Source organism: Bacillus sp. PPSBB_11, assembly GCF_038023285.1.
Taxonomy (GTDB): Bacteria; Bacillota; Bacilli; order Bacillales; family Bacillaceae; genus Bacillus; species Bacillus altitudinis.
The window spans coordinates 148452-166263 of the sequence record NZ_CP150633.1; the positions used below are offsets into that span (position 1 = coordinate 148452).

Below are 17812 nucleotides of genomic sequence, written 5' to 3' on the forward strand. Positions count from 1 at the left end.
TTCTAAAGCATCATAAAGACTTCGTCCAATCAAAAACCACGCACTCCGCTAAAGAAGCGGTCTTATGTATACAACATTTGACTTGATTATACATAACGTCTTTCAACCGTTGGAATCTTACAACCGCACGATATATGCACAAATACAACCATTATATTATAACATAACAAGTCCGTCTTTCAACTAAATCGACAAATTACAAATAAGAAATTTCTTCAATATCTTTCAGCATTGTACAAGCTTCTCTCAGCTCTCGTTCGTTAAAATCATACAATAAATGCAATTCTTCTAGGTCAATCTCGATTCCATGCATTTCATAGCCGACTTTATGAAGTGCCGCAGCCCAAAGATTCGGATCCGTATATTTAGGAAGAAATGGATATAGCACAAATAAGTGCCGGCGCCATAACTCTTCAACTCCTTGGTAAAGGGTTGGGTTCTCATTGCCGAGTGTGTCATCGAGCTTTCGAAGGACTTGCTGAAGCAGTGGCATTTGCTCTGGCTTGACAGCCTCAGAAGGAACAAGCGTTAAAGAATCACCGAACTTCGTCACATGAACCGGCTTTGCCACATCATGATCTGACAGAAGTTGCAGGATCAATGATTTGACCAAAGGGTTTCCATCAGGCTTTTGTAGGATCGTATTTAATAGACCCATATGTGGCGTGATGTTTCGGTCTTTCAGCGAATGGATGAACTGCACCTGCTCTTCTGGCCGCTCGAGCATTTCATCTATATTGATTTCTCCGCTGCCTTCCTCGTCTTCGTCTAAAATCTCTTCTGGTGATTCAATCATCTTTCTGCTAAATTCAAGCAGTTTATAAAAATGCTCCGCGCTTTCTGCTGGAAGGTGATTTTCTTCAAGGACAGCCTCAATTGTTTGTTTGACTTCCTCGTACTCTTTCAGCTGAATTAAGATGGTCATATACACTTGAAGCACAGTGAAATAGTGTCCATATCCTTCATGTAGCATCTTTTCACATACTCGCTTTGCATCCTGCAGCTCACCAAGCTCTAGAAAACAAATCGCCATACCGAGATGAATATCGGATTCTTCATCGTCATCATACGATTTCGCTTCTGAAAATAAGTGAAGCGCCTCTTGATACTGTTTATCTTTTAATGCTGCCATTCCTTTTTCAATCAGTCTTTCTTTCAGACCAGGAAACAAAATGACATTATCTTTCTTCTTGTCATGTTTCATGCTTACGTTCCTTTCGGGCGCATATTTTTTATCAGTTTACCAACGAAGGTTAGTAAACACAAGTAACGAGAGGTTTTCATGCAAAAAAGAAGCCGTCACACCACGGGGACGGCTTCTCGTTGTTTATGCACGCAGCCAGTTGCTACGTTTCTCTTCAAATGCCTGAATCTCATCTTCTAGTAACAATGTTAATGAAATCTCATCATAGCCATTCAGGAGCATTTCTCTCCAGTGTGGATCTACATCGAAAGGAGTAACATTCCCTTCATGGTCTTGAATCTGTTGTTTTTCCAGATCAACTGTCATTTCATATCCTTTGTTTTCATATGATGCAGCAAACGTTTTCCACACATCATAATCAAGGCGGATCGGAAGCATCCCGTTTTTAAAACAGTTTTGATGGAAAATATCGGCGAAAGATGGGGCAATGACAATTTTGAAGCCATAATCATCAAGTGCCCAAGGCGCATGTTCCCTTGATGATCCGCAGCCAAAGTTTTCGCCTGCGATCAAAATAGAGGCTCCTTCATAAATCGGCTGATTGAGTTCAAAATCTGGATTCGGACTGCCATCTGCTAAATATCGCCAGTCGAAGAAGGCAAATCGGCCATATCCTGTTCGTTCGATTCTTTTCAAAAACTGTTTCGGAATGATTTGATCTGTATCTACATTTATACGGTTAAGCACAGCGGCTTTTCCTTTATGAGTGACTAAAGGCTCCATCTATGACACAACTCCTTACACGACTGTTTTCTCTTGATTAAACTTCCTGACATCGACAAATCGGCCATGTATGGCAGCCATTGCAGCCATTGCCGGGCTGACAAGATGCGTCCTTGCACCCTTCCCTTGACGTCCCTCAAAGTTACGGTTTGATGTAGATGCACAACGTTCACCTTCTGGCACCACATCGTTATTCATGCTGAGGCACATACTACAGCCAGATTCTCTCCATTCAAATCCTGCTTCTAGGAAAATTTCATGAAGACCTTCTTCTTCTGCTTGCAGTTTGACACTTTGTGAGCCAGGAACCACAATCGCTCTGACATGATCGGCTACTTTTTGGCCTTCAATCATAGAAGCGGCTTGGCGTAAATCAGTCATTCTTGAGTTCGTACATGAGCCAATAAACACATGCTCAATCGTAATATCTTCAATACGCTGATGCGGGTGAACCCCCATGTATTCATAAGCACGCTTTGCTTCTTTTTGGTCATCTTCTTGTGCAAAGTCTTCAGGTCCTGGAATGGCTGCATCCACAGGGAGCACCATTCCTGGGTTAATTCCCCACGTGACCATTGGTGAAATATGATTTCCATCTAAAACAATGGTTTTATCATAGGTCGCACCCGGATCTGTTCTTAGTTCTTTCCATTCTTTGATCGCTGCTTCAAAATCTTCACCCTGCGGTGCGTATTTGCGTCCGCGGCAATATTCAAAGGTCACTTCATCAGGTGCGATCAATCCTGCTCTTGCGCCTGCTTCAATTGACATATTACAAACGGTCATCCGCTCATCCATTGACATGTTTCTGAATACTTCCCCAGTGTATTCAATGACATAACCTGAACCGAACTTCACGCCGTGTGCGCCAATGACTGCCAAAATGACATCTTTGGCTGTTACCCCTTTTTGAAGCGTTCCGTCTACTCTAATTTCTAGTGTCTTCGGACGCTGCTGCCAAAGTGTTTGTGTGGAAAGTACATGCTCAACCTCACTTGTGCCAATCCCAAAGGCAAGTGCACCAAATGCGCCATGAGTAGATGTATGACTATCTCCACACACGATTGTTTTCCCCGGAAGTGTTAAACCAAGCTCTGGTCCAACGACATGAACGATTCCTTGGTCTACACTGTGAAGGTCAGCTAGACGGACCCCGAATTCAGCACAGTTGCGCTCTAGAGCACTGACTTGCTTCTTCGCAATCTCATCTTTGATCACAAATCGATTCACAGTCGGAATGTTGTGATCCATCGTCGCAAATGTGTTTTGTGGTCTTCGCACCTTGCGCCCTTTTTGTCTTAATCCTTCAAATGCTTGAGGTGACGTCACCTCATGCACCAAGTGCAGATCAATATATAAAAGGTCTGGTTTTCCCTCGCCATTTTTGACAACATGCTGATCCCATATTTTTTCGATGATTGTTCGAGGCATAACCCTTTTCCTCCCTCTACCTAATTCAACAAGATTTCTATTTATACAATGGTTTTCGTACGTTGTTTGAGTGCATCTACAACGGCTTTCGTGATATCATCAGTCGTTTCATACGTTCCCTCTTTTGATGCTAGGTCCTTTGTTCGTTTGCCAGAGGCAAGAACGGCTTCCACAGCTGCTTCAATTGCAGCCGCTTCTTCTTCTAGAGCAAAGGATGTTCTAAGCAAGCTGGCTGCTGACAATATAGTAGCCAGAGGGTTTGCGACATTTTGCCCCGCAATATCGGGTGCTGAACCATGAATCGGCTCATATAAATGAAGGCCGGTGCTTGATAAACTAGCAGATGGCAGCATGCCGAGTGAGCCAGTAATCATAGATGCTTCGTCACTTAAAATGTCACCAAACATATTCTCTGTCACGATGACATCAAATTGAGCGGGCTTATAAATAAGTTGCATCGCGGCATTATCGACGAGCATGTGCTCATATGCGACATCTGGATATTGGGATGCAACTTCTTCTACCGCATCCCGCCATAATTTACTTGAAGCGAGAACATTCGCTTTATCCACAGACGTTACTTTTTTCCGTCTCGTTAACGCCATGTCGAACGCTTCTTTTAATACACGAACAATTTCTTCCTTTGTATAAAGAAGTGTATCAACCGCAGCTTCTTTTCCTTCATCATCCGTGTAGCGCTCACTTGGTTCGCCAAAGTAGAGGCCTCCAGTTAATTCACGAACGATGACAAAATCTACTCCGCTAATGTGATCTTGTTTTAACGGTGAAGCCTCACTCAAACTATCAAATACTTTGACAGGGCGGATGTTCGCAAATAAGTCCAGCTGCTTGCGAATGGAGAGCAATCCTTTTTCTGGGCGAAGCTCTGGTGGGTTTTGATCCCACTTTGGTCCGCCAACGGCTCCTAATAAAATCGCATCTGCGCTTTTGCACACTTCTACTGTTTCTTTAGGGAGCGGATTATTTTTTTCATCTATCGCTATACCGCCAATGAGAGCTGTTTCGAATTCAAATTCGTGTTGAAATTGATCCGCTGTCTCTTTCAGAACAGCGACGGCTGATGTGACGACTTCCGGTCCGATTCCATCGCCGGGCAAAAGTGCAATTTTCTTTTTCATGAGTCCCTTCCTCCTTTCTTATGAGATGGCGTGATGTTTCTCAATTTCTATTAGGTTTGATTTAAAGATTAAATGTCTATTCACTGCATTGACGTAAGCTTTAGCCGATGCTTCCAGCACATCTTGCGCTACACCGCGTCCTGCTGTTTCTTTTCCTTCTATTGAAACAGTGACATATACTTCTGCTAGTGCGTCTCTGCCTTTTCCATTGGATTGAATACGATAATCTAGCAAATGAATTCTTTCCTCCATACAGCGCTCAAGCGTGTTGTACACAGCTTCTACACTGCCTGCACCTGTAGCTGCTTCTTGAATGACTTCCTGCGTTTCTTGATTTTTAAGAGAGACTGTTGCTGTCGGCATTTGCTCTGTCCCATAGTGAACTTGAAGACTTTCAAATTCATAGCCGATTTTACGGTCTGCTACTTTTTCTTCTAATATAATAGAGATCAAATCATCATCTGTGATTTCTTTCTTCTTCTCTGTTAAGTTCTTAAACGTTTCGAAGAACTTATTGATTTCTTCTTCAGTCAATTTAAAGCCGAGTGTTTTTAAGCGGTCTTTAAACGCGTGTCTTCCGGAGTGTTTACCAAGGACAAGCACATCTGTTGTGACGCCTACAAGCTCTGGAGAGATAATTTCATAGGTTGTTTTTTCTTTGAGGAATCCATCTTGGTGAATACCTGATTCATGAGCAAATGCATTGTTTCCAACGACTGCTTTATTACGCGGTACAATCATACCTGAGTATTTGCTCACTACATCACTTGTACGCTTAATTTCATTCAACTGAATGGTTGATTCGACTTGGTAAAAGTCTTTGCGAATATGAAGGGCAACTGCAATTTCTTCTAAAGCAGCATTCCCTGCGCGCTCTCCAATACCGTTGACAGCCGTTTCAATTTGATCTGCTCCATTTTCAATGGCAGCAAGTGAGTTCGCTACAGCCATTCCTAAATCATCATGACAGTGTGCTGACAAGATGACTTGATCGATATTTGGAACGTGTTCCTTCATATATTTAAAGATATTTCCGTACTCTTTTGGTGCTAGGTATCCAACAGTGTCAGGCAAGTTAATGACACTTGCGCCTGCGTCGATCACTTTTTCTACAATTTCTGCTAGGAAAGAAAGATCTGTCCGGCATGCATCTTCTGCTGACCACTGAACAACTGGGAAGCGCTCTTTCGCATATTTCACCATTGAAACAGCTTGTTCAACCACTTCTTCACGTGTTTTCTTTAGTTTATGCTTGAGGTGAATGTCAGAAGTCGCAATAAAGACGTGTATTCTTGGTTGAGCTCCATCTTTTAATGCGTCCCATGCAGCATCGATGTCACCTTTCACACATCGTGCAAGTCCTGCAACTGAACAGTTCTTAATCGTTCTTGCAATTTCTTGTACGCCTAAGAAATCCCCTCGGGATGAAGCGGGAAAACCCGCTTCAATGATATTAACCCCAAGGCGCTCAAGCTGCTTAGCAATGATTAGCTTTTCTTGTGCATTTAAGTTCACTCCTGGTGATTGCTCTCCATCTCGAAGTGTTGTGTCAAAAAAATTAATTTTTCGCACCGACGCTCACCGCTTCCTTTTTCTTTCCTTGTTTAACGAAAGGCATCATTTCACGAAGCTTTCTTCCGACGATTTCAATTTGGTGCTCATTTTCATTTGCATTGATCGCATTGAAACGTGGACGATTCACTTGGTTTTCAACAATCCATTCTTTTGCGAATGTTCCGTTTTGGATGTCAGTCAAGACTGCTTTCATTGATTCTTTTACTTTTGCATCCACAACGCGTGGTCCTGATACGAAGTCACCCCATTGCGCTGTATCAGAGATTGAATATCTCATACCTTCTAATCCTTCTTCATACATAAGGTCAACGATCAATTTCAGTTCATGCAGACACTCGAAGTATGCAAGCTCTGGCTGATAACCAGCTTCTGTTAATGTTTCAAAACCTGCTTTTACTAATGAAGTAAGACCTCCACAAAGAACTGCCTGCTCACCGAATAGATCCGTTTCTGTTTCTTCTTTAAATGTTGTTTCAAGAACGCCCGCTCTTGCTCCGCCGATTGCTTTTGCATAAGCAAGTGCTTTGTCTTTCGCTTGACCTGATACATCTTGATAGATAGCAAATAGTGCAGGTACACCAGCGCCTTGCTCATATGTTCTTCTTACAAGATGTCCTGGACCTTTTGGAGCCACAAGATACACATCTACGTCACTTGGAGGAACAATTTGATGGAAGTGAACGTTGAATCCGTGTGCGAATACAAGTGAATTACCTGCTTCTAATTGATCTTTGATTTCTTCATCATATACTTTCTTTTGCTGCTCATCTGGAAGTAATACCATGACGACATCTGCTTGTGCTGCTGCTTCTTTTACTGTGAATACTTGATGGCCGTCTTCTTGTGCTTTTGTATAAGATCCGCCTTTTCTCACACCGACAATCACATCTACGCCGCTCTCTTTTAAGTTCAATGCATGTGCATGACCTTGTGATCCGTAACCAATGATAGCTACCTTTTGACCATTTAATACGTTTTCTTGAATATCACCGTTATAATATACTTTTACCATTTGACTCTCTCCTTTTGTTTAGACAATTGAAATTGTTTTATTTGTTTGCGGCTTTTGCTGATTATCTCTCGCAAAGGCCGTGGTGCCAGTTCTGGCGACTTCTTTAATGCCGTATGGCTTAAGTAATTCAATGAGTGCTTCAATTTTTGAAGACTCACCTGTCACCTGAATGACGACACTCTCTCTGCTCACATCTACAATAGAAGCTCTAAAAGGTTCAATGACCCCTGTGATTTCCATTCTAGATGCTGGTGCAGATACGACTTTTATCAAAGCCAGCTCTCGCTGAACGATTGATTGGTTTGTAATATCCGTTACTTTGAGGACATCGATTTGTTTGTTCAGCTGTTTTGTCAGCTGTTCGATGTCTTTCTCCTGGTCTACATGGACGACGAACGTGATGCGTGATACATCTTGAATCTCAGAATGGCCGACCGTAATGCTTTCAATATTGTAGTGTCTTTTCGTAAAAAGGCCTGTGATTCTGTTCAGTACGCCTGATCGATTTAATACAGTCAACACAATAATTCTTTTCAAGGTTTCACCCCCACCATCTCATGAAGTCCTTTCCCCGGTGCTACCATCGGGAATACTTTCTCATCTCTCGCTACATTGACATCGATGAAAACAGGCTCTCTAGAGGTTAAGGCTTCTTCGAGTTTTTCTTGCGCCTCTTCGTCTGATGAGATTCTGATCCCTTTAATGCCATAAGCTTCAGATAATTTCACGAAGTCTGGCTGCTCTGAAAATTTAGAATGTGAGTAGCGTTCTTCGTAAAAAATTTCTTGCCATTGTCTTACCATTCCAAGACTGTGATTATTCAGAACAATCACTTTCACTGGAAGGTTCAGCTCACGGATAACGGCAAGTTCTTGCAGGGTCATTTGAAAACCTCCGTCTCCTAAAATCGCCACAACCGTTGCCTCTTGATCAGCTAGCTGCGCGCCAATCGCTGCCGGTAAACCAAATCCCATTGTGCCAAGCCCACCAGATGTCACCCACTTATCGGCATTTTCAAATGGATAGAACTGTGCAGCCCACATTTGGTGCTGTCCGACATCAGTTGCCACAATGGCTTCACCTTTTGTAAATTGATGAATGTATTCGATCAGCTTTTGAGGTTTAAAACCTTCAGCTTCGTTTTCAACGTACCAGAGTGGATATTCTTCCTTCCACTGATTTAGCTGGCTCTTCCACTCGTCTGATTCACCTTGTTTCCCGTCCTGCTTGATCAGTTCTTGAAGCACTAGCTTACTGTCACCAACAACTGGGATATGGGTGTGAATGTTTTTACCAATTTCCGCTGGGTCGATATCAATATGAGCCACCTTCGCATGCTTTGCAAAATGATTGAGGTTGCCGGTTACCCTGTCATCAAATCTCGCTCCGATTGAAATGAGTAAGTCACATTGATGTAGTGCCATGTTCGCTGCATATGTGCCGTGCATACCCGCCATTCCTAGGAATAGAGGATGCTTTGCCGGGAATCCACCAAGCCCAAGCAATGTATGGGCGACAGGGATTTGCTGCTGCTCTACATATTGCCTTAATTCTTCCGACGCTTTGCCATGAAGAACGCCAGCTCCTGCTAGAATAACTGGTTTCTTTGCTCTGCTTACAGCTTCTACTAACTTGCGAATTTGCAAATAATTCGGCTCAATTTTCGGCTGATAACCAGGCAAATCGATTGGCTGATCGTATTCAAATGTCCCTTCAATACCAGCGACATCTTTTGGAATATCAATCAAGACTGGACCAGGTCTGCCGGTTGTTGCGATGTGAAATGCCTCTTTAATGACACCCGGTAACTCTTCTGGACGTCTCACTTGATAGCTGTGTTTTGTGATTGGCATTGTGATACCAAGTACATCTGCTTCTTGGAATGCATCTGATCCAATGACTGAGGTTGCCACCTGTCCAGTGAAGATAACCATAGGTAGTGAATCAATCATCGCATCTGCAATTCCTGTGACTAGGTTTGTTGCCCCCGGTCCTGATGTGGCAATAACAACGCCTGGTTTACCAGATACTCTTGCGTATCCCTCCGCTGCGTGAATCGCTCCTTGCTCATGTCTTGGCAGAACATGAAATAAACCAGAATCGTAAATTTTATCGTAGATTGGTAAAACGGCTCCGCCAGGATAACCAAAAATGACTTCTACTTTTTCTCTTTTGAGTGCTTCAATTAACATGAGTGCACCGTTCATCGTTTGTGGTGCATTTGATTTTTCCGTCTCCATTTGTACATTTGTCCCCATTTGATTTCCTCCTCTTTGTCTTGCTTCAGTCAAGTCCTTTCACCCTTTTCCATTCAAGATAGAGATATGAGACCATATAAAAAAGCCTTCTCACCCCACAATGACACTACTTTTCACTAGGTCAAAGGGGCGAAAAAGCTTTGTTTTTCGCGGTACCACCCTTGTTCACGGCAAATCATGCTGCCGTCTCATGGACATCTTTCATCCATTTTGGTAACGAGTGATGCAATGTCACTCGGTCTGCCCTACTATCATTTCAAGCAGACACTCAGAGGTGAGTTCACTTTAGAAAGTAACACCGGTTTCCAGCTAGCACCGGCTCTCTGTAGATACTGACTCTAAAGCTACTAGTCCTCTTCAACGTTTATCGATATCTATTTAGCTTGCGTGAATGTTCTCATCGGTAAAGACTACTTTTTCTCCTTCTTCAACGACTCGCTTGCGGAATTGTTCAAGAAGTTTGTTTGTGTGGAACCCTGGCTTTCCTTCGCCAATGATACGGCCGTCAACTTTTACAACAGCGATGACTTCGGCAGCGGTTCCTGTCAGGAAGACTTCTTCAGCTGTATACACATCATGTCTTGTGAAAGGTTCTTCTTTCACTTCGTAGCCTAAGTCTTCTGCAATCTCCATGATGGCATTTCTTGTGATGCCTTCAAGAGCGCCGATATAACCTGGCGGTGTATAGAGCTTACCTTTTTTATAAATAAACACATTGTCTGCAGAACCTTCTGCCACGTACCCTTGATCGTTCAGCATCAGCGCTTCACTCACACCGGCCATATGGGCTTCGATTCGGACAAGAATGTTATTCAAATAGTTTAATGATTTCACTTTTGGACTTAGTACGTCAGGACGATTTCGCCTTGTCGGTACTGTCACAATATCAATACCTGTTTCATATAGGTGCTTTGGAAAGATGGCCAGCGGCTCTACAATGATCACTGTGTTGGCTCTCCCGCAGTTGTTTGGATCTAAGCCAAGATCACCGGCTCCTCTTGAGACAACAAGGCGGATATAGGCATCTTTTAGGCCGTTCCTTTCAACTGTATGAATCATTTTTTCAGTGAGCTCCTCAAGTGAATATGGAATGTTCAGCATAATGGATCTAGCGGAATCATACAGGCGATCTAAGTGTTCTTTCATTCGAAAGATATTTCCGTTATATACACGTATTCCTTCGAACACACCGTCACCATATAAGAAGCCATGATCATAAACTGAAATTTTCGCATCCTCTTTTTTCACGAGTTCATCGTTTAAAAAGATCCACTGTTCCTTTTGGTCTTCCATCTTCAGTGAGCACCCTCTCTTTCAAACAAAAAGTAGTTGAATTTTCAGACACTTTATATTGAAGTGTCTCACGCTTACTCTGCGTGTCTGTTTGCTTTTGTTGAACCCATCTTACGCCGCTTTCCATACAGTGTCAACAGCATTTTTAAAATTATTAGACAATTTAGACTAATCAAAATAAAATGTATACGCTTACACCTTTGCTAGACAAGGAATGAAAAAACTTAAAATTTTTTGTATTTTTTCTTCAATTTATTTACTCTACATGAACGGTTTTCTTTTGAACAAGCTTTTGTAATATTTTTTCACACGGTTTTTGAAGAATATTGTGAGATTTCATTGCGTTTGTTTTTTCCTTCAGCATGCCTTTCTAAAGCGTTTTCCTATGAATTTGTGATAGAATGAGAGCATCTAATAGAAGGAGGGCAATACATGGCTAACATCAGAGGTTATATCGGAACGTATACAAAGGGAGACAGCAAAGGAATCTATTCTTTTACTTTAAATACGGACAAGCAGCAGATTGAACAAGTAGAAGTGGCTGCAGAACTTGAAAATCCTACATATTTAACTGTCTCAGATTCTCAAAAGTTTGTGTATGCTGTTGTGAAAGAAGGAGCACAGGGCGGTCTTGCTGCGTATCAAATTGATGCCGACACCGGCGCACTTCGTTTCATCAACCAAGAGCTTGCCGATGGGGCTTCTCCTTGTCACGTCAGCGTGGATAGCCAAACGAAAACGGCGTTTACGGCAAACTATCATAAAGGAACAGCAGAGATGTACGAAATTGATGCTGAAAACGGCTCAGTGATCCGCACGCTGTCACAGGCGCAACATGAAGGCACTGGACCAAACGAAGACCGTCAAGAAAAACCGCACACTCACTTTATGGGTTTGACACCTGATGAACAATTTGCAGTAGCTGTTGACCTTGGCACAGACGGAATTTATACGTATAAGAAAGAAAACGGCAAACTTGAGCTTGCCCATACATTTGAAACAAAACCAGGCAGCGGCCCTCGTCATATCACATTCCACCCAACGAAACCTGTGGCCTATGTCATGACAGAGCTCAGCTCAGAGGTCATTGTACTTCGTTACTTTGAAGATGGTCATTTCGAAGAGATCCAAACGATCGCAACCATTCCTAATGACTTCACAGAGAATAATCAAGGCAGCGCCATTCATGTGTCTTCTGACGGTCAATTTGTGTATGCAGGAAATCGTGGACATGACAGCATTGCCATTTTCAAAGCAGATGATGACGGCAAACTAAGCCTCGTTGACATTGCTTCATCTGAAGGAAATTGGCCTAGAGACTTTGTCCTTGATCCAACAGAAGAATTTCTCGTCGGCTCAAACCAAGAATCTAGCAACCTTGTGTTATACAAACGTGACAAAGAAACCGGTCGACTCACTGTCTTACAATCAGACATCACCGTTCCGCATCCGGTTTGTGTGAAATTTTTAGGATAATGAAAAAAGCCTCCGTTTAGGAGGCAATAGATTGTTGACAAAGGGCTAAAATGAACTTTATTTTAGCCCTTTGTCTTTTTTTCAGCGTAGTTGAAAACCCTTGAAGTCTAGGAAGAACGAGCACCGGAGCGCAGGACTGACAAAGAATGCGAGGGTTTGTCTACACGCTGAAGCCTCCGTTTAAGAGGCTTTTCTTTAAGCAGACGGCATACCGCCATCTTCAAGCTTTTGATCAATGAAAGACGTATCGCTTTTTTCACCGAACCATTTTCCCAGCCTGTCTTTCGCTTTTCCTTTGACATCGTCATCAATGTACATTGCCACTTGAAGCAGAGCAAATGTGATGGCGCCTAGATCATCTGTGTAGCCGATCCCCACCAATGTATCAGGGATCAGATCAATCGGAAGGATAAAGTACCCTAGCGCCCCAATGATGAGGGTTTTCGCTTTAACCGGTACTTCGGGTTTTTGCAATGTATAATAAAGTAATAACACAGCATAGACAAGAGAAACTCCAGCTTTTTGTGCCGTCTTTTTTAACTTTTCCCAAAAGGCATGATCATTAAAATGCTTCTTTGAACGCTTTAATAGTTCTTTTTTCTCAGAACGATTCATCGTATCGCCTCCATATTCAGCATAGCCCTTCCACCTTATTTATACAAGAAATCCACTCATTCGACAAACAAAAAGCAGCAGAAAGCTGCTGCGTTCTACTGCTCTTTGTAAAATTTTTCGATCGCCTTATCGATATATACCCATCCTTTATACGACACATGAATCGTATCCTTAAAGAAATATGGGTCATACTCATGAGAAGTCAAATCTGCGACTTCATACCCATTATCTCGAATTTGACGATTGATTTTTTGATAATAATCTGTACGTCCCTCTTTCGGAAAACCAGTGTAATCATACCATTTTCCGTTGACGGGAATCGTCACGAATAAAGGCTTCGCCCCTGCCTGTTTTAAAATATCCAGCATGATCTGGAAATCTTTATATTCAGGTGATGCTGCATAAGAATTGTCACGACGAGAATCCTTCATCTTTTTCATGATCGGCTTCAGCTTTCGATCAAACAATCTCTGATCAATATAAAACGGGTTGTCCCCTGCTTTTTCAGATCCTAAGACGCTTGCTTCTTTTTCAAGCTCAGTCCATGTTTTCCCTTTCACTGAAGGAGACGGACGATGCTTGCGCTCATGCCCAGACCCGATCGTATAGTACATGTCTTTCTTTTGAAGCATGCCATAATACATTTTTGCAATAGGAGAAATCGCGCCATAAGCGAATTTGTTCCCAGAAAGCTCTGCTTTAAAAAGCTCTGTGATGACCATGTCGTTCTTTACTGCCTTAAACTTCATGATTCTTTTGATAAGCTCTTTTTTCACAGCTGGATCAATTTCTTTATTATAAGCGAGATCAAGCGCCTGAAGCGCTGAATAGTTAGGAGCAAAGTGATTCTCGTCTGATCCCCCTTTGACAAACCACTGCGGGGACACGATAAACACAAGCTTTTTCCCTTTTAACTCATCCATATGCGCTGCAAAGTTCATGGCATGAATTAATGATTGCGATCCACCTTTTCCCACAAGATAAGGTGTAAACCCTTGAGGATTTTCATGAAAGAAATTCGTAGGGTGATATGGATCAAAACGTGATAGTTCAGAAGATCCATAGATCGGCAAATAAGTTGGATCTTTTAGCATTTCATCTTGTAAATAAAGCCCTTGAAACATCCCCGGATCTAATTCTGTGGCTGACTTTTGTAATTTGTCTTTTGGGATCAGATGTGAGAGCCATGCATTTGGTACAAGAAGAACACCAATGAATAGAACAGCCGCTAAAATAAGCGGCCCAAAAAAACGCTTTTTCATTACTTCATCTCTGCCAGCTGCTCAGCAATGTGATTCGGTGTATCCCACACATCACGATCAAACTCTGTAATCGGAACAGTAATTCCAAGTTGACTTTCAATTGCCATAAGTAGTTCTACTGTACCAAATGAATCTAGAAGACCTTCGTCAAAAATTGCAATCTCTGGATTTTCTTTCACAACGTCATCCTGACAAACCTCTGCAATAATACCGTATACTTGATTTTTAAATTCCATAATTTTCTACTCCCTTAATCATTAATGATGAAATGGTTTTCCTGAAAAAATATAAAATCCGAAACAAATCACATGGAATGTAATAATGATCGACACAACCATTGTGACCTTATTATCCGGCCACCACTTGTGCTTTTTATTCCATTTCTCAAATAAATTGTAACCGGACATGACAACTGCATGATATAGTCCGTAAATAATATATTGAAGGGCAAGACCATGCCAAGCACCCATCAATAGAAAGAGGATAAAGTACCCAATATTTGAAACAGCCATACGGTTCTTGATCCACTTCTTTTTGGTCATAAAGAACACAAATCTCATAAACACGTAGTCTCTGAACCAAAAGGACAGGGACATGTGCCAGCGATTCCAGAAGTCTTTAATGTTTCGGCTGATAAATGGTTTATTAAAGTTCTCTGGTGATTTAATGCCCATAATATAACTCACACCTACAGCAAATGCTGTATATCCAGCAAAGTCAAAGAACAAGTACATGCTGTAAGCATACATATACGTTAACTGCTGAACAAAGTGACTGCTGCTAATGTGATGAATATTCATCAGAATATATGTGTGAATCAGATAGCCTATAATGAACTTATATAAGAAGCCAATAAAAATTTTATGAATACCGGCATATAGAAGATCACTGTATGCTTCCTTTTCAGGCGGTGTATCCATATCCTTTTCAAATCGGCGGTAACGATCAATCGGACCTGATGAAATCGTCGGGAAAAAGACAATGAAATAGACCAAACGGTGAATCGGAATTTTCTTTTTAATCAAGCCGTCTCTTGTCTCAATAATTAACTGAACACCTTTAAATGTTAAGTACGAGATCCCCAAAAAGCTCAGCCAGTTCATTGGCGGCGGTTGATGCGGCTGATGAGTTAAAAAGAACGGTAAAATCTTTGACAGCACAAGCGGTAAAATAGATGCCACCACTGCTGTATAGAAAACGGATGCCTGATTCGCCTTTAACCGGTATGCAAGGTACAGGCGGATGATTAGGACTTGCCATACCGTGAACAAGAAGAGCAGCAGCGCGCCATGCGCATCCTTTGAGAAAATAAGCGCCAGCGCCACAACCGTTGCAAACATGTTGTAGCCCTGCATTCTTTTGCCGCGCAGACCAAGAATGATCGTCGGCAAAAGAAGAATACCAATTAGAATGAAGAAAAAGAATGAACTAAACGGAATCATAGAAGAACCTCTTTCGCGATTCTCTTACGGTCAACCTTCCCGTTTGGCGTCATGTACAGCTGCTCAAGATAGACAAACTTTCTTGGAATCATGTACGCTGGCAGTGAATCCGCCATTTCTTTCTTAATCGCACTTGTCAGCTGATATTCTTTTTCAAATGAATGAGCTGCTGGGACAATCGCTGCAATCAAGTACTCGACATGACCGTTTGGCTGGAATGGTACAATCACACAAGCATTGACATAGGTTGTCTCGCTTACATGATATTCAATTTCTTCAAGCTCCATCCGGTATCCATGAAGCTTAATTTGATAGTCGAGACGGCCATGGCACGTAATTAATCCATCATGCGCCACACCTGCGTCACCTGTACGGTAAGCAGGACGTCCTTCGTATTCAAAGAACACTTTATCTGTCAAGGCTTGTTCACCTAAGTAGCCTCTCGTGACGCTTGGCCCCACGATGACAATTTCCCCTTTTTCACCATCAGGAAGTGTCTTGCCTTCTTCATCTAAAATGACGATGTCTGTATCAGGTTTGGCATAGCCGACTGGTAAAGAATCGTGCTGATCAAGAATCTCCTGCGTCACTTCAATTGATGTGATCGCGACAGTTGCTTCAGTTGGACCATACGTATTAAAGACCTGCGCCTTTGGAAAACGCTCCAGAAGTGCACTTGCTACAGCTACAGGAAGCGCCTCACCGCAGAACAAGAAAACTTTCAGCTCTGGTAAAAGCTCCCCTGTAAAGGAAGGGTCCATTAAGCACATTTGCACAAAAGAAGGTGTTGATGTCCACACTTCAACGTCAGATTGACCAAGTGCTGCAAACATATCCTTTGGCTTATTGACGAGATCTTTTACTAAACAGTAAAGCGTGCCGCCTGATTGAAGCGCTGGATAGAGATCCATCACTGATAAGTCAAAAGAAAATGGTGCTTGATTTAAGAATGTACGTCCCTCACCAATTGGGAAGTCACGGCACATCCACTCTGTAAAGCTTTCTAAATTATTGGCTGTTACCTGAACGCCTTTCGGTTTTCCGGTACTGCCAGACGTATAAATAATGTAAAAAACATCATCTTGTTGAACCCACTGCGTGGATGGCGGTGCTTCTTTTTCAAGTGCTAAAAGCGATGCCGCACTCTTCACTTCAATGTGCTCTTCTACATCTAATACATTATGCTCATTTGCACAAATCAATAGACTGGCTTTTGAGCTTTCAATAATTGAGATGATGCGCTCGACAGGTATTGAGATATCGACCGGAATATACGGTCTGCCTGATTTCACACTTCCTAAGAAAGAAATCAGCATCTCTGGCTCCATATGACCGTATACAATGACAGGTTCACTGCCAGTTGCGATTGCATCGATCGCACCAGCCATTTGGTCTGATAAAAGCCAAAGCTCATCATATGTGATCGACGCATGTTGAGAAACAAATGCTGGCTGTGTTGGTTTCGTTTGCTGGTATTCATGAATCGTTTGTAATAGTTTCATAATCTAATCTCCAATTAAAAATCGTTGTAAATGAATGATCCCGTATTTGCTGTGTGGAATCCGTAAATAAAGAACAATAATAGCAAAATAAGTAAGTAAAAGCTTGTATATCCTATCCATTTTACAGACTTATTTTCTGATAGCTTTTTGAATAGCATATTGATAACCTCTTTTCTTTTGACACTTATAGAGACGCATGGATCATCAAAAGAGTTTCATATCAAACCATAAATTTTTTAAAAGATGCTAAAAAAATGTCGAACCTTGGAACGTCTCTTTTGAGCAAAGCTGTCTTATTGTAACAAAGATTTAATACATTTGAAATAAAATCCGAGCTTAAATTTGCCTTAAAATTGCTGAAAGCTGTCGAACTAACGCAAAAGCCACCTAGTTGGACTAGATGGCTTTGATTTCAATTACTTCTTATATTTATTGACTTCGAACATGAGAATGTTGTTGAATACCACATAGTCCTTTTTACTTTCAAAAGGACCTTTATTGTTGTCATGTTCGTCAATTTCATAAAACCCTGGGCCTTCACCTGCATCACGCTTTTTGTACCAAGAGAGGAATGCGTTGACTTCTTTCATTGAAAGGTCATACTCTTTCTGTAAGCCATTGACCATTGTGATGATGAGAAGGGCATCGCCGTCTTCATTTGTTGTATCGTCTTTAGGCGGTGTGGTTGGTTCTTGGTCTTTGTCTCCTGGATTTGTCGAACCATCTTTTGGTGGTGTTGCTGTATCTGGATCTTTGTCTCCTGGAGGAGCTGTAGTGTCACTGTTTTTAAGACTTTTTAGTGAAATAGATAAATTAGATTTGAAATCGTCCCTAGCGTAGTTAGGAGCATCATTACTCTGTGGAATACCTCCAATTACAT

General features: G+C 41.9%; 16 protein-coding genes, 1 pseudogene and 1 other annotated feature. Of the genes and pseudogenes, 1 reads left to right on the top strand and 16 read right to left on the bottom strand.

Features of this window, described 5'->3' with window-relative positions; translation table 11 throughout:
* Positions 1 to 196: 196 nt before the first annotated feature.
* From ddcA to ilvE, 9 genes are all read right to left on the bottom strand, one after another.
* On the bottom strand, positions 197 to 1204 hold the full coding sequence (ddcA, locus tag V7L95_RS00795) for a DNA damage checkpoint antagonist DdcA (protein WP_008342841.1): 1008 nt from the start codon (positions 1202 to 1204) through the stop codon (positions 197 to 199).
* A 123-nt stretch (positions 1205 to 1327) separates the two neighbouring features.
* Positions 1328 to 1927, bottom strand: coding sequence for a 3-isopropylmalate dehydratase small subunit (gene leuD, locus V7L95_RS00800; RefSeq protein WP_060781249.1), 600 nt, complete (start codon positions 1925 to 1927; stop codon positions 1328 to 1330).
* A gap of 15 nt (positions 1928 to 1942) precedes the next feature.
* Positions 1943 to 3358 carry a 3-isopropylmalate dehydratase large subunit gene (gene leuC, locus V7L95_RS00805; protein ID WP_007501575.1) on the bottom strand — a complete coding sequence of 472 codons (1416 nt, stop codon included), beginning with the start codon at positions 3356 to 3358 and terminating at the stop codon, positions 1943 to 1945.
* A gap of 41 nt (positions 3359 to 3399) precedes the next feature.
* On the bottom strand, positions 3400 to 4497 hold the full coding sequence (leuB, locus tag V7L95_RS00810) for a 3-isopropylmalate dehydrogenase (RefSeq protein WP_171465636.1): 1098 nt from the start codon (positions 4495 to 4497) through the stop codon (positions 3400 to 3402).
* A gap of 18 nt (positions 4498 to 4515) precedes the next feature.
* A complete protein-coding gene (locus tag V7L95_RS00815) occupies positions 4516 to 6069 on the bottom strand; it encodes a 2-isopropylmalate synthase (protein ID WP_008342850.1) in 1554 nt (517 codons plus the stop codon).
* Entirely contained in the window at positions 6056 to 7084 is a 1029-nt protein-coding gene (ilvC, locus tag V7L95_RS00820; protein ID WP_007501581.1) for a ketol-acid reductoisomerase, read from the bottom strand. Before ilvC ends, V7L95_RS00815 begins: the two co-directional genes overlap by 14 nt.
* Positions 7085 to 7102: 18 nt before the next feature.
* Positions 7103 to 7621: an acetolactate synthase small subunit gene (gene ilvN / locus V7L95_RS00825; RefSeq protein ID WP_007501584.1), complete on the bottom strand. Its 519-nt coding sequence runs from the start codon at positions 7619 to 7621 to the stop codon at positions 7103 to 7105.
* On the bottom strand, positions 7618 to 9342 hold the full coding sequence (gene ilvB, locus V7L95_RS00830) for an acetolactate synthase large subunit (protein ID WP_008342854.1): 1725 nt from the start codon (positions 9340 to 9342) through the stop codon (positions 7618 to 7620). Before ilvB ends, ilvN begins: the two co-directional genes overlap by 4 nt.
* Before the next feature lie 122 nt (positions 9343 to 9464).
* Positions 9465 to 9712 (bottom strand) — a binding site (T-box leader).
* Between the two features lie 8 nt (positions 9713 to 9720).
* Positions 9721 to 10635, bottom strand: a complete 915-nt coding sequence (gene ilvE / locus V7L95_RS00835) for a branched-chain-amino-acid transaminase (protein WP_008342856.1) — start codon at positions 10633 to 10635, stop codon at positions 9721 to 9723.
* 432 nt (positions 10636 to 11067) lie between these two features.
* On the opposite strand from ilvE, the gene V7L95_RS00840 reads away from it, so the two are divergent.
* Positions 11068 to 12111 carry a lactonase family protein gene (locus V7L95_RS00840; protein ID WP_046527132.1) on the top strand — a complete coding sequence of 348 codons (1044 nt, stop codon included), beginning with the start codon at positions 11068 to 11070 and terminating at the stop codon, positions 12109 to 12111.
* A gap of 195 nt (positions 12112 to 12306) precedes the next feature.
* On the opposite strand, the gene V7L95_RS00845 is transcribed toward V7L95_RS00840, so the two are convergent.
* From V7L95_RS00845 to V7L95_RS00875, 7 genes and pseudogenes are all read right to left on the bottom strand, one after another.
* Entirely contained in the window at positions 12307 to 12726 is a 420-nt protein-coding gene (locus V7L95_RS00845; protein WP_008342863.1) for a YkvA family protein, read from the bottom strand.
* 95 nt (positions 12727 to 12821) lie between these two features.
* Entirely contained in the window at positions 12822 to 13988 is a 1167-nt protein-coding gene (gene dltD, locus V7L95_RS00850; protein WP_052320423.1) for a D-alanyl-lipoteichoic acid biosynthesis protein DltD, read from the bottom strand.
* Entirely contained in the window at positions 13988 to 14224 is a 237-nt protein-coding gene (dltC, locus tag V7L95_RS00855) for a D-alanine--poly(phosphoribitol) ligase subunit 2 (RefSeq protein ID WP_003216498.1), read from the bottom strand. Before dltC ends, dltD begins: the two co-directional genes overlap by 1 nt.
* 21 nt (positions 14225 to 14245) lie before the next feature.
* Positions 14246 to 15430, bottom strand: coding sequence for a D-alanyl-lipoteichoic acid biosynthesis protein DltB (dltB, locus tag V7L95_RS00860; RefSeq protein ID WP_095409222.1), 1185 nt, complete (start codon positions 15428 to 15430; stop codon positions 14246 to 14248).
* Positions 15427 to 16932, bottom strand: coding sequence for a D-alanine--poly(phosphoribitol) ligase subunit DltA (gene dltA, locus V7L95_RS00865; protein WP_205184321.1), 1506 nt, complete (start codon positions 16930 to 16932; stop codon positions 15427 to 15429). The genes dltB and dltA overlap by 4 nt, the downstream gene beginning before the upstream one ends.
* A gap of 14 nt (positions 16933 to 16946) precedes the next feature.
* Positions 16947 to 17096 (bottom strand): teichoic acid D-Ala incorporation-associated protein DltX, encoded by a 150-nt coding sequence (locus V7L95_RS00870; RefSeq protein WP_024427820.1) that lies wholly within the window; start codon positions 17094 to 17096, stop codon positions 16947 to 16949.
* Positions 17097 to 17348: 252 nt separating this feature from the next.
* Positions 17349 to 17812 (bottom strand): annotated as a pseudogene (locus tag V7L95_RS00875) (DUF1668 domain-containing protein); the annotation flags it as partial.